The sequence below is a fragment of the Paraburkholderia sp. SSBN10T genome (genome assembly GCF_056619545.1).
Genome location: NZ_JBWQQI010000017.1, coordinates 140,467 through 153,405, shown reverse-complemented (window position 1 = coordinate 153,405; position 12,939 = coordinate 140,467). Strand labels below are relative to the sequence as shown.

The window sequence follows — 12,939 nt, the reverse complement described above, 5'->3', positions numbered from 1 at the left end:
TGACGGAGAAGATTGAGGGCGCCGTGTCAGGCGCCCGATTGTCGGACTCAATGCGCGTTCAGATACCGCGTCATCACCGGAAACACATCCCGCGCCGCGTTCTTGCCGAAAATGCAGTCGAGATGCCCATACCCGGGAATCACATGCCGCTCGTAGTGGGCAGCGCCGAAACGCTCCACCAGCAGGTTGAAGGTGGTCTCCGTACTCACCGGCAGATAGCACCGGTTCTCGGCGCCATGAATAAAACCGATCGGCAGGTTCATGCCGTCGAGATTGGGCAGATAGACGTTCTCGCCCCGCGCATCCACCACGTGGCCTGCGCGCACCATTGCCGCCAGTTGGCTGAAAAGCTCGACGTCATGCACGCCGAACAATTCCTGCAGGTTGGCGTGAAGCTGCTCGCCGAGTTGCGCGTGTTCATAGAGCAAGCCGTAAAGAAAGGTCGCCCGATGGCAAAGCGCATTGCCGCAGCCCTCGTCATGTCCGACCGGATACACACGTAGCGCCTCGTCGAGCAGGTTGTGCGGCCAGTTGCCGGCGCGCGTGAGCACGCTCAGATCCTTCACGCCGAGATGCCCGAGCATCTCCGGCATATGCAACCCGGCCTTGATCCGCTGCAGTGCGCTGGGAACCAGATGCGCGGACACCTGCGACAGCAGCGCCGAGCGCACGCCCTTGAGCCCCGACAGCAAGGACATGGTGACGGCCACCGCGCCGAAGCAGTGCGCGACCACCTGGATCTGTTCGGCGCCGGTGATCAGCCGGACCTGCGCGACGGCGGCGGGAATGTCCTCGCGGGCGATCGCATCGGCGGTGGTCGGCTCGAGTGCGCTCGGCAATTCGATGCTCACGCGCAGATCGACCAGCCACACGTCGTAACCCGCGGCGCACAGAAACTCGACGAGATTGGTGTCGATCAGGTCCGTCGCGAAGATCCGGCTCGACACGCCCGAACCGTGCACCAGCAGCACCGGCCCTTTGTCGCCCGCATGGTAGCGCGTGAGCTTCAGGGTCTTGCCGTCGGGTCCGGGTGTCTTGAACCACGTCAGCTCAGGGGCCGGCGCGCGCAGCGAGCGCTTGAGGCGCGGCGCAGCGGTATCCGGACCGGGAAACTGCAACGGCGCCGCCACGCCGCCGTATTCGGTAAACAGCACGCCGCCGAAGAACCTGCCGAATTTCAGCATCCATTCGAGCCGCGTTTCGAGATCGGGCGCGTTGGTCACCTCGATCGTGCGCATCTGCTTGAGGAAGTTCTCGGGCGTGATGATGAGCGTCGCCTTGCCGATGACGGGGGCATCCGCTGCCTCGGAAGCGCGGATCTGCGCGTATAGGGTATTGGTTTGCGGCCACAGCTCGAGCAGCGACGAACGGGTGATGATCTTCTGTCCGAACAGGAAGTAGCGGGTGCCTTCCACCGCTTCGAGCGTCATCCGGTAGTTCATGTCGCGGCGCTCGACCTGGGTCTCGTCGACCACGAACAGATTGAAGCGTCCGTCGGCGATGGTCAGCGGTTGCGCCGACAAAGCCGGGCAAGTCAACGTGCCGATCGTACGCGCGGCGTGCTGGGGATTGTCGAGCATCTCGGCCAGGTCATCGGACTCCACCGTGAGCGTAAAGCTGATCGGACTGGCGTCTTGCGACGCGCCATCCGCCGGCGTGCTCGACTGGTAGTTACCGACCATGGTCTCGGTGAAGCGCAGGCCGATCTTTGGCGGCGCGGGCGGTGCGGCATGGCCCGGCGACGCGTAGTCGATCGACCAGCCGCGCGCGGCCGCGAGCTGCGCGCAGTTGCGCTCGGCCAGCGCCGAGATGGTCAGCAGCGGATTCACGCCGAGCGAGATCGGCATGACCGCGCCGTCCATCACATACAGGCCGTCATGCACGGCGCTTCCTGTCGTGCCCGAAAACACGCGCCCGGCCTGATCGACGACGCCGTTTTCCGCCGCATCCGCCATTCCGCAACCGCCTAGCGGGTGCACCGTCACCAGACGATCGCCGAGCAATCTGGCGGAGATCGGATCGCGCAGGTACTCGCCGCCCAGTGCGACGGTGGCCGCTTCGAGGGTCTTTTCGATGGCGCCGTAGATCGGCTGCTGGCCGGCGTTGGGCCAGCGAATCCGCGGACGGCCTTGCTCGACGAAAATCTGTCCGCTTGCGTCGTCGTGCGCCATGACGAGGTACGTCTGCGTGTGATTCATCGCGCCGTGATACGGGCCGCGCAGCAGGCTTTCGAGAATGCGGGCGTCGGCGTCCAGCGAGCGCGTGGGCGACGGCGGCTCGGGCACTGTCACGCCTTCGGCCGGCGCGGCGATTCCCAGCACGCCCATCATGCCGATGCCCACCGCCCCGGCGAGCGAGCCTTCCTCGATCACGAAGCCGTCCCTGACGTCGGGGGTATCGCGGTGATCGATCAGGCCGCAGATGGTCGGCCCGACCGGCGCAATCTCGCCGCTCCTGTGCGGGCCCCAGCCGATGCCGTTGATCGGTTCATCGGTGTTGAAGGCAAACGCGAGCACGTCGCCGTTGCCGGTAAAGTGCTGGCCGAGTTGCGCGGACACCGGGAGTCCGGCATCGCGCGAGCGCAACAGAATGGCGCTCGAACCGAGCGTGCCGGCGGAGAGGATCACGATATCCGCCGTGATGGCCAGATCCGGCGCGCCGTAGCTTTCCCGCCCGAGCGCCACTGGCTGATAGCGCACGCGCCATTGCCCAGCCGTTGTGTCGCGCACCACCGAGTGCACCGCCACCCCCGTGAAAATCTGCGCGCCATGCGCGACGGCGTCGGGCAGATAGTTCATGTGGGTGGAATTTTTGGCCTCATGGTTGCAACCCGAGTTGCAATCGCCGCAGCCCACGCAGCGCTTCTGCTCGACCCCGGCCGCATTCGGGCCGTCCTTGAAGGTGACCGTGATAGGCGGCCGCGAAAAGCGTGGCGTCATGCCGAGCGCCTGCGCCGAACGGGCCAGCGCATCGAGCTTGGGCAGCGGCGGGAAATCGGCGGGCACCGGCGAGGGTTGCAACATCGCCTCGGCGCGCGCATAGCCGGCGGCAAGGCCAGCCTCGTCGGCGCGCACCGCGGCGGGCCAGCGCGGGTCCTGCCACAGCCTTGGATCGGGTCTGAGCGCAACGTTGGCGTTGATCAGCGAGGTGCCACCGAGACCGCAGCCCACCACCGCGTCGACTTCCTGATTGACGTGCACCTCGAGCAGCGCGAGCGGCGAGCCGAGCTGGGCGGGCCCGGTGTTGTACTGCACCTGGCTGGCGCCTTCGAACTGGGTGGCAGGAAATTCTCCGGCCATGAATTCGCGGCCGCGTTCGAGCAGGCAAACCTCGCGGCCTGCGCGCGCCATCCGGCTCGCCGCGATGGCGCCGCCGTAGCCGGAACCGACCACCACGATTTCGTAATGCGGCTGCATTGCCTCAAGGGCGCTGGATAAGCGGTTCATCGTGACCACCTGTCGATTCGAGTGTGACCAGGGCGGGGGAGTCCTGGCTCGTGAGGATGACTGAGCGCTGCGCGGCCTCCTTATCGTAGGCGGTGCGCGCCGGCAAACAAAGCAGGATCGTGTGCGAGCGGAAGGGGCGGCGCCGAAACCGATGGCGTCCCAAGGTGCTCAGCGGCGGCACAGCGCAATTAGGCAGCCGCTTCATTCATTTCGCTGTCGCTCGATTCGGCGGCGAGCAGGTTGAGCGCAATCAGAATCGCCGCGCGGTTTTCCACCTCGATCTCGATCCCGAGCACCTCGATCAGCCAGTGGCCGATCTTCGTATTGGAAAAATCGCTGGCGTCGCTCGTCTTTTTCATCGTGACGCCGAGTTTGACCGCGCGATAGTGATACGAGGGAACGCGATGCTGCGCCGCCACCGCCGAGAGGCCGCCTTTGCATTCGGAGCACCAGCCGAGACTGCCGGCCAGCACGATGCGCTCGGGTTCGTCGAGGCCGTCGATAAAGATGCGCGCCGCGGCACGCACGCGCGCTTCATCGAGACCGTATTGCAGCAGCACCCCTTCGACCGGGTCTTCGAGCGCGTGGGCATGCAGGTCGATTTCCTGCTCCATGCCTTCGTTTTCCATCGACACGTTGCGCTGATGGCCCGCGCTGCGCAGGCAGTCGATCAGATAGCGGCGGAAGTAGGCGCACAGCGCGTAGCCGTTGGACGGTGCGCTTTCCGCACACGCATGCGTGTCGGAATGGCCGGGGGCAAGACGCAGCACCCGCGCGAAGATGAACTGGGCGACCAGTTCTTCCTTGTCCTCGCCAAGCGCCTGCAGTTCGAGCGGATGGTAGGTCCGCAGCGCCCGCTTCACAAGGTCCACCATCGACACCATTTCGTCACCTGACAGTTGCGTGCGGCGGCGCCACAGATCGGGGAGGATCGCGTTATCGAGGTTGCGGATGAATTCGCGGCTGGGTACGGCGCCCATGGAAGCCTCCGTCGAAGGATGGGGCAGGGGGAGCGCGGCCGGCCACGGAGTGGGGCGGCGGTGGCCGTCCGGGAGGAGCTTGGCTGCGCGCTGGAAAGTGACGCCAGTATGGTTTTTGCGCGCGCCGTCGCCTATATGGATTAAGTGATAGCTGACAGGTAAACTGCCGGGTAAACCGTCGCATGCACCATTTCGGACATCGCGTGGCGCGAACCCGGTTTCGCCTTTCGCCTCACAGCACTACGCCATCGAACATCGAAACTGCCGGACCCGGCAGCAACAATCTTGCATGGGACCGGAGTAGCGCGCGAAAGCGCCAACTCCAGTCGACAATGGAGACCGCACGATGCGGGCTGATCCTATCCAGCGGGCGATCGACGAAGACCTGGTGCGCGTGCTGTACGCGCAAGACCCGATAGCGTTTTTCACGCACTGGTTTGCGATTGCGGTGCTGGTGTCGATCTATTGGGTCGACATGCCGTATCCGCATCTGTTCGCGGCGTGCTTCGGGTTCTACGCGGCGGCCAATTGCGCCGCGTTGGCGTTCTGGTTCTGCCGGCGCCGCTGGCCCGATGCGCTGACGGCGCGCAACTGGATCAGGTTGCACGCGCTGCGCGGAGCACTGCTATATAGCGCGCCGGGGCTCGCCATCTGGTTCGCGTTCCATAGCCACCAGGCCGATCTGCCGGTATTGCACACCGTGATGCTGGTGACGCTGGCCGCGGGTGTGTTCATGTCGAATGGCTTCGATGTGCTGAATTTCTCGACCGGCATCATCTTCGTGCTGCTGCCGGCCATCGTGCTGCTGTTCGGCAGCCACACGTTCGACCGCACCATTCTCGCCATCGTGCTTGCCTTCTTCTTTTGTGCGATCAACGTCTACGCGATGAGCTATCGCAAGCTGTTCCAGCGCGTCGTGCATGCGCGGGTCGACCAGCAACATCTGGCGGAATCGCTAGCCGAGCAGAAGCAGGTGGCCGAAGAAGCGAGTCTCGCCAAGACGCGCTTTTTTGCCGCCGCCAGCCACGATCTGCGCCAGCCGTTGCATGCCGTCGGCCTGCTGGCCGCCTCGCTCAACGACGCTTCGGTGACCCCCCAGCAGCATGCCAAGACCGCCGATCACATCGTGCGCAACGTCGAAGCGCTCAACCAGTTGTTCAACCAGGTGCTCGATCTGGCGCGGCTGGAAAGCGGCGTCACGCAGGTGATCCGGCTGCATTTCCGGCTCGGCGAGCTGTTCGAGCGGGTCGGCAGCCAGTACCGGCCGCAGGCGGCGGCCAAGGGACTGGCGCTGCGCATCGCGCCCACTACGCTGGTCGTCCACGACGATCCGGTGTTGCTCGAACGGGTGCTGAGCAATCTGCTCTCGAATGCGGTGCGCTATACGGAGGACGGCGCGATCTGGATGGGTTTGCGGCGCGCGGGACGGCGCGACGGCGGCTATATCGAGGTGCGCGATTCCGGTATCGGCATTCCTGCGCAGGAGCAGGCGCGCATCTTTGAGGAGTTCTATCAGGTGGCCAATCCGCAGCGCGACGCGCGTCAGGGTCACGGGCTAGGCTTGCCGACGGTCAAACGCCTCGTTGATCTGCTGGGCGGAGAATTGCATCTGCGCTCGGCGCCGGGGCGCGGTTCCGTGTTTCGTTTTACGGTGCAGGCGGGCGACCCCGGCGGGATCGTGGCGAGCCTAAGCGATACGGTGGTAAGCGGCCCCTCCGTGCAGGGAAGGCGGGTGCTTTGCATCGACGACGAGCCGTCGATTCTCGAAGGCCTGACGAGCCTGCTCAGACGTTGGGGCTGCGTGGCGCGCGGCGTGCGCGACGAGGCGCTGGCGTTGCAGGCGCTCGCCGACGGTTTTGTCCCCGATGCGGTGTTGTGCGACTACCAGTTGGCGAACCACCACACCGGCGCGCAGGCGCTCTCCGCGGTGCGCGACGCGTTGCGGCGCGCGGGGCACGACGGCGCGGTGATGCTGCTGATTACCGGCGACATGGCCTCGGGCGAACTGGCGACGCTCGCCACGCAAGGCATTCCGGTGCTGCACAAGCCGGTCACCCCGGCGCGCTTGCGGCGCACGCTGGAGATGTTGTGGCAGCAGGCGGAACTGGATGGCGCACGGACGGCGCTAGCCGGCGAAGGGCTGGGACTGGCGATCGACGGGCAGCGCAAGGTGTCGTGAGCGGGAGTTGCCTTCGGAGTTTTACCAGCGCGCCGCGATCCCTTGTAAACCTGTCCGACAATTAGTCCCTCACGAAGCATGAGTCTGAGGTGATCGTCAATCTGCTGTCCCGTGTAGCCGTCGATACTGAATCCGTCTGGAACAGTCACCTCCTCATAGTGCGGTTGGACCAGCAACAGCTCTTCAGGCTGCTTTGATGCTTCCTTGCCCTGCAGCTAGACAAGCAGTGCTCGAACCAGATTCGCGTCCCGTTGCATCTCAATCTCCATCCGAATCAGATTCAGTTTTCGCTTGGCCCGTGGAGCTTCCCTGACTAACCTGCAGCTCCGAGGCGCGTTGCAGCAGCCGCTCGATCTCATCTATCGTGCGGGCCTCGGCCTCGATGTCACCGACCTTCAACCGCACCTTGCGCCCTGAACGCCCACTGACCCAAGCGCCAACGGCGGTGCCGATCACTCCGATGGCTGCCGGCCCTAGCTCCTTGATGATGAACTCGGCCAGCGGGTAGCCCACCGCTGCCGCCGAGTCGAATGCTATCGCCCGCTGCAAATAGCGGATGCCCGCCGAATGCAGTGTCGAACTGACTGCACGGAGCTCGCCCTGAAAAACCGGATCGCGTTCGGCCGGGTCATCGGGCGCCCGCTTCAATCGGATCTCGATTTCCTGCACGTTCTTGCTGTCGTTCGTGCCCACGCGATGACCTCCTTTATATTTGATACGGGACATTATCATGCATGTAAACGTGCGCTTATGATCGGGGGCGAATTTCTTCCTAGCACCAGACCGCCGGTTTTCTGCTCGAAACTGGCGCATGGCAGCCTGAGAAGACTGGGTGGCCTTCGTCAGGCGTTTGGCTGGCTTCGCGATATATTATCGCTTCACTTATTTCACTTGTTGCATTTAATTCGTTTACCAGCTAAGCTTGCTTTCGCATAGGCGAAAGCAAGCTTAGCTGGTGAGCTAGGCGCAAATCTGAGTGAGACAAAGGAAAAATCATGCGAACCCTCGACCGAATCCGCGAGGTAACCCCGCCTCCGCTGAATGAGCGCGAGCTTGAGATGGCTCGCGTCGCACAGCGTTGCATCATGGAGGCCCTGGATCATTCCCGGGCGGCATCGATCACCCTTACGACTGACAAGGGTGAACACCCGCAGGTTGAAGTTCCCCCTGCGGCGCTAAAACTCATCGGCCAACTGCTCGGTGCAATGAGCGAGGGCCGTGCGATTACTGTCATGCCGGCTAACCACGAATTCACCACGGTCGAGGCAGCTCATTTTCTTAACGTATCGCGGCCGTTCGTCATCAAGGAAATCGAAGAAGGCAGATTGCAGCATCGCATGGTCGGTACACACCGACGGATCGCTTTTGACGACTTGGTGACGTACGCAAACAAGATGCGCGAGAAGCAGGCTAACGCACTTGAGCGCATGGCTGACAATGCGCGTGACTTAGGATTGGACTACTGAGATGGCCGGCAACGCACGTTACACAGCCCTTTTGGACGCGTGCGTCCTCTATCCGATCGCGATGACCGACTCATTGATGAGTCTGGCTACCGTCGGACTTTTTGCCGCGAAATGGACAACAAGGATTGAGCAGGAATGGATCGCTGCGCTCGAAGAGCGCCGACCAGATCTGAAAGGCAAGCTCGAGTTTCGACGAGACTGCATGCGCGAAGCGGTGTCGGACTGGGAGGTTCCGGAGATTGCGTGGACGCCGCTCGTTTCAGGATACGAACTTCCGGATCCGGACGACAGGCATGTTCTCGCAGCCGCCGTTGCTGGCCACGCTGACTGTATCGTGACCGCGAACCTTCGTGACTTCCCGTCCGAGATCGTCAATGCGTATGGTATCGAGGTAATTGATCCCGACCGGTTCATTATCAACCAGTGGGATCTGGACCCGCTTGTTGCCATGGCTGCATTCAAACACATGCGTGCCCGCTGGAAGAATCCGCAGGCCACCCCGGAGAATTTCGCCCGGGCGCTCGAGCAGGGTGGCCTACCGGCCACTGCCCAACGAATACGTGACGCAGCGGAGTTGATCTAGCGCACCCATTGGCATGCTGCACCGATCCGGAAAACGCATTAAAGCTGACGTATGCTCAATGCTCAGACCCTTCGAAGGAGTCCCATGGTTTACGACACCAATGTCGACCAGCTGCTGCGCGCCTTGGACGGGAACCGTCCGGCCGCCGGGACCTTGGGCGGGCTGCTTTCCCCGGAGTCGGCACTGACGCCTCAGTATCCCGAGAATTTTGGTCTGGGGGCGTCCCTCGCATCGTTAAGTGCGCTCGGTACACTCCCGGCCTACCGGCCGCTCTGCTGGGTCGCAGTACGGCAACGCTTCGAGCAGTTTCATCGCAATCTCGCCCTGACGCCGCTCCAGTGGCTGGACGGGGTCAACAAACGAGCCAACGTGGTGAGCTGCCTGAACCGTGCCTATTACGGCACGTCCTCGGGCACTGATCACAGCTTTTACGTGGGTTCATGGAGCAAGGACACCGCCATACGGCCGCCACGTGACGTCGATGTATATTTTTTACTGCCGGACGAGGTCTACTACCGCTTTCAGGCCTACACGTGGAACCGGCAGTCGGCGCTCCTGCAGGAAGTGAAAGCCCGGCTGGCGCAGACCTATCCGAACACCGACATGAGCGGTGACGGCCAGGTAGTGCTCGTCAACTTCGGCAGTTACAACGTGGAGGTAGTGCCAGCCTTCGTACTCACGACGCCCGGGCGTTACTGGATCTGCGACACCCACAACGGCGGCTCGTACAAGGAAACCGCACCTTGGGACGAGGTGCGCGCGCTGGAAGCGGCAGACAGTGCGAACGCGCGGAACCTGCGTCCGCTCATCCGCATGCTCAAGGCCTGGCAATCCTGCTGCTCGGTACGGATCAAATCCTTCCACCTGGAACTGCTCGCGGCCGAATTCATCGCGCAATCGCCATGGCGTAGATATGACTGGTTCTATTTCGACTGGATCGCGCGCGACTTTTTTGCATTTCTCTACCACCGTGCGAATGGCTTCGTAGTGGTGCCCGGTACCTGGGAGGTGATGGCCTTGGGTGACGAATGGCGAAGCCGTGCCGCGACGGCTTATCACCGGACCGTGAAGGCCTGTGAGTACGAATACCAGAACCGCGTCACGGATGCCGGCGATGAATGGCAAAAGATTTTCGGTACTGACATTCCGCGGACCGTGTGATGGATGAGCGCACTCAAAATCTCATTGCCGAGTGCGGGCGCCAAGAAGAATCCTGCCACTACATGTCCACACTGCTCTTCGAGTGGTTAAAGTCGCTACGCCGATGGCGGGCTGGCTTCGTGGTCGGGCCGATTATTCTTGGAGGGGTGGCAAACTGGTCACTGCTCACCAATCTACCAGAGCTCAAGTGGGTAGTTGGCGGTTGTGCATTGCTTGCCGGCCTAGCCCCTGCAGTCTACAAGGCGCTCGATCTTGATGTGAGCCTCGGGGCGCTGGCTAGCAGCGCACACCAATTCAAGATACTGCAGGACAGGTTCCGCCAGGCGCGGTCCGTCACCGCTCTCGGCCCGTTCGAGGATTTCAAGGCCGAGTTCGACAACCTGATGGACCGCATGGATGCCGCGCGCGAGGGCAGCATCACCGCACCGGAACGGTTCTTCAAGAAGGCGCAGAAGAAAATCAGCAATGGCGACTACGCTTTCAGCATTGATCTGCGAAATTCAAGTGACCGCCCCGTTTGAGTGATGCGCGTGGTATTAGCTCCTAGCCTCTCCGTGCCTTTGACATAAGGCCTGATCTCGAACGCAAAGCGAACAACCAATGGATTGGCGCCTTATAGCGGCCGCTTTGGAACGAAGTTATGGCGCTTGGGGAAAACAAACTGAAAGGCAGGAACGGGTCGCGAGGTGCAGGCTGCGGATGCCATTTGGATGAGGCGACACGCGGCCAGCAAAGGCCGTTCGACTCCAGCAGCTAGATCGACGACAATTGAATATGCGGCTCCGTCGATAGCCGACCCGGAAAATCAGAGATCGCCTGTCAAACGAAAACAAACGTAGTGCGTGGAGAGAACATGTCCGTAGCTAATGTCGAATACCACGTAGTCCGCCCCATCGACGAAGCCGCATACAAACAATTTATGACAGATCTTTTCGCAGAAGGGCTATCGGTGCTTCCAGATCGGGGCACCGGACCTGCGGACGAACAATGGGCAGAGTTTTTCAAGCGCCGAAGGAGCGAGCACTCCGTCTTATTCATCGCTGAACACGAAGGAAGGCTTATCGGCGGGGGCGGCGTCGGTCGTATTGAGCAGCCAAATCGCGAGCATTCAGTGTCACTTGCCCTCAACGTCTCGAAGGAATCGAAACCAAGGGGTCGGACGGGCGCTGTTGCGGCATACGCTCCGATGGGCAAGCGCAGCACCCGCTGTCGAGCGGATCGAACTTGAGGTGACTGCCAATAATCCGGGGGCTATCCACCTCTATGAGAGAGCTGGTTTTCGGGTTGAAGGTGTCAAGCGCGATGCCTTAAAGAAGGGCAATTTGGTTCTCGACATCGTGCAGATGGCAATCGTTGGTAGCGATATTCGATCTCCAAAGTTATAAATCCTGCAACGGCCAGCCCATTGCACTCCACCGCTGATCAGCGGCAGAGTGCGGCCAAACTGAGTCATTCGCGGTCACTCGCGCGCGGACATTCGACTGTCCGATTCGACCTCCGAAGCGGTCGATGAATCGATGCGGGTCATTTAGGCTGCTCATTCCTGAGATACATTTACGGACCCGCTTGTACTAGCAGGCCATCGATAATGCCGTTATCTGCGAGATGAATACGCCAGATGGCAGATCCAGAAGCATGTGTAACCTGATATATGTCCCAACCTTGGCTGCCAACACCCAAAAACCGGACACTTTCAATAGGACCCCATCTAGTCATTTCTTCGGCCATTCTGGGCAGTTGCTCGCGTGTTGCGTCCTGTAAGCCAGGAGACATTTCGGAGTATCTCGGGTGTCCCGACTGCAAGCTGTCGATATTCCGGCGCAATGCAGCTTCGCTCCCCGGAGTGGCAGTCTGGCTCTTGACCTTCGCAGCGAGAGTCGCCTCGATCCTCTCCGCCTCGGCAGTATCGATTCGTGGAAATGTGCGGTCGTGACCGTTCTGATGATGAATCAAGGCAGTAACATGTCCTTGATCGTCAACCACAAACGTCTGGGTTACTTTGAGGACCTTCATAAAAAACGCTGTATCACTCATGGGAAACTCTTCAATCCATCCTTGCCCCGTAACTCTCGACGCCAGGTGGTCACCTTCGCGTCGAATGTTCATCACAGCTGTATCAGAGATACTGTACGCGCCAACGTATCGATCCAGAATTTCAGCAGATACCGGCACTTGAGTATGTTCGTTCGAAGCATCGTTCATGATTGGTGGGCTCACTTGTGCGGCCAGAGTAGCCAGCGTGATTGACATGCATCCGAGAAGTACTACAACCAGCAATTTCCGCTTGACAGGCTTTCGCAACATCAGCTTTAGACGTCGCTCCAAAAAAGATCTGGACTCGGACATACCGGCTACCGATCCGATATATCGCGATTGCCTTTCTCCCACCGCGATCAGCGTTTCGCCATAAACAGCAACTTTGCATCCAGCCTTCAGGACTCTCGCGTCGCAGTCGACCTCAATAGCACACCTGAGTCGTCGCAACTGCCACCAAAGTGGCAGGTTCCATGGCATGAACGCAATCAGGCAGAGTGCGATCGTAAGGAGAGCCGGGTCATGGGCATCTATGTGCGATCTTTCGTGCGCGATAACGGCAGCCTGTTGCTCTAGGGGCGAATCTAGAAGCCAGGCTGGAAGAACAATCCGTGGACGGAAAAGACCGATAACCGCAGGACCGACGTCGGCCGACAAATACACTGAAACGTCGCAGACAGATGCCGTAGCCCACTGCCGTTTGCGCCACTGCAAATGCGTTGCGGTGATCAGCAAAATCAAAGTCATCAACATTGATGCGGCATACCACACGTCTTTCGCATGGAATTGAACGTGCTGGAACGTCGAGGAACTACCGTCGTGGTTCTCAATCCAGACTGCGGGCGATAGATGCGTGGATGTGATCTCATGCAGGGCGATCACATTCTGAGGCACTGACGGCCTCAGCTCTACGGGGATTTCGATTGAAACCGACGTCATAGCCGCCGGAATCGCCAGTGATGCAACGATCGCGAGAAGCCAGAACCATCTGCTGGACGATCGCCGTTGTCGAGCGGAGTATTCGGCAATGAGCGCCGCCGCAGATAGAACCGTCGATACCGACACAACATAAATCATCCACGTCAGCATC

Annotated in this window: 10 protein-coding genes; 6 read left to right on the top strand and 4 right to left on the bottom strand. The window is 61.1% G+C overall.

Annotated elements, in window-relative coordinates; all coding sequences use genetic code 11:
• Positions 1-47 precede the first annotated feature (47 nt).
• Positions 48-3,446, bottom strand: a complete 3,399-nt coding sequence (locus tag AC1ECK_RS24580) for a GMC family oxidoreductase N-terminal domain-containing protein (RefSeq protein WP_480323687.1) — start codon at positions 3,444-3,446, stop codon at positions 48-50.
• 188 nt (positions 3,447-3,634) lie between these two features.
• Positions 3,635-4,426, bottom strand: coding sequence for a hypothetical protein (locus tag AC1ECK_RS24575; protein ID WP_480323685.1), 792 nt, complete (start codon positions 4,424-4,426; stop codon positions 3,635-3,637).
• A 346-nt stretch (positions 4,427-4,772) separates the two neighbouring features.
• Between AC1ECK_RS24575 and AC1ECK_RS24570 the strand changes: the two genes are divergently transcribed.
• Positions 4,773-6,605 carry a hybrid sensor histidine kinase/response regulator gene (locus AC1ECK_RS24570; RefSeq protein ID WP_480323683.1) on the top strand — a complete coding sequence of 611 codons (1,833 nt, stop codon included), beginning with the start codon at positions 4,773-4,775 and terminating at the stop codon, positions 6,603-6,605.
• Positions 6,606-6,863: 258 nt separating this feature from the next.
• On the opposite strand, the gene AC1ECK_RS24565 is transcribed toward AC1ECK_RS24570, so the two are convergent.
• Positions 6,864-7,298: a hypothetical protein gene (locus AC1ECK_RS24565; protein WP_480323681.1), complete on the bottom strand. Its 435-nt coding sequence runs from the start codon at positions 7,296-7,298 to the stop codon at positions 6,864-6,866.
• 302 nt (positions 7,299-7,600) lie between these two features.
• Between AC1ECK_RS24565 and AC1ECK_RS24560 the strand changes: the two genes are divergently transcribed.
• The 5 genes from AC1ECK_RS24560 to AC1ECK_RS24540 all read left to right on the top strand — a co-directional run bounded on the left by AC1ECK_RS24560 (position 7,601) and on the right by AC1ECK_RS24540 (position 11,200).
• Positions 7,601-8,071 carry an excisionase family DNA-binding protein gene (locus AC1ECK_RS24560; RefSeq protein ID WP_480323679.1) on the top strand — a complete coding sequence of 157 codons (471 nt, stop codon included), beginning with the start codon at positions 7,601-7,603 and terminating at the stop codon, positions 8,069-8,071.
• 1 nt (position 8,072) lies between these two features.
• Complete coding sequence (locus AC1ECK_RS24555; protein WP_480323677.1) at positions 8,073-8,654, top strand: VapC50 family PIN domain-containing toxin; 582 nt, start codon at positions 8,073-8,075, stop codon at positions 8,652-8,654.
• A gap of 84 nt (positions 8,655-8,738) precedes the next feature.
• Positions 8,739-9,815, top strand: coding sequence for an SMODS domain-containing nucleotidyltransferase (locus AC1ECK_RS24550; protein ID WP_480323675.1), 1,077 nt, complete (start codon positions 8,739-8,741; stop codon positions 9,813-9,815).
• A complete protein-coding gene (locus tag AC1ECK_RS24545; protein WP_480323673.1) occupies positions 9,815-10,336 on the top strand; it encodes a hypothetical protein in 522 nt (173 codons plus the stop codon). Before AC1ECK_RS24550 ends, AC1ECK_RS24545 begins: the two co-directional genes overlap by 1 nt.
• Positions 10,337-10,900: 564 nt before the next feature.
• Positions 10,901-11,200, top strand: a complete 300-nt coding sequence (locus tag AC1ECK_RS24540; protein ID WP_480323671.1) for a GNAT family N-acetyltransferase — start codon at positions 10,901-10,903, stop codon at positions 11,198-11,200.
• Positions 11,201-11,369: 169 nt separating this feature from the next.
• On the opposite strand, the gene AC1ECK_RS24535 is transcribed toward AC1ECK_RS24540, so the two are convergent.
• Positions 11,370-12,938 (bottom strand): M56 family metallopeptidase, encoded by a 1,569-nt coding sequence (locus tag AC1ECK_RS24535; protein ID WP_480323669.1) that lies wholly within the window; start codon positions 12,936-12,938, stop codon positions 11,370-11,372.
• Position 12,939: the final 1 nt, after the last annotated feature.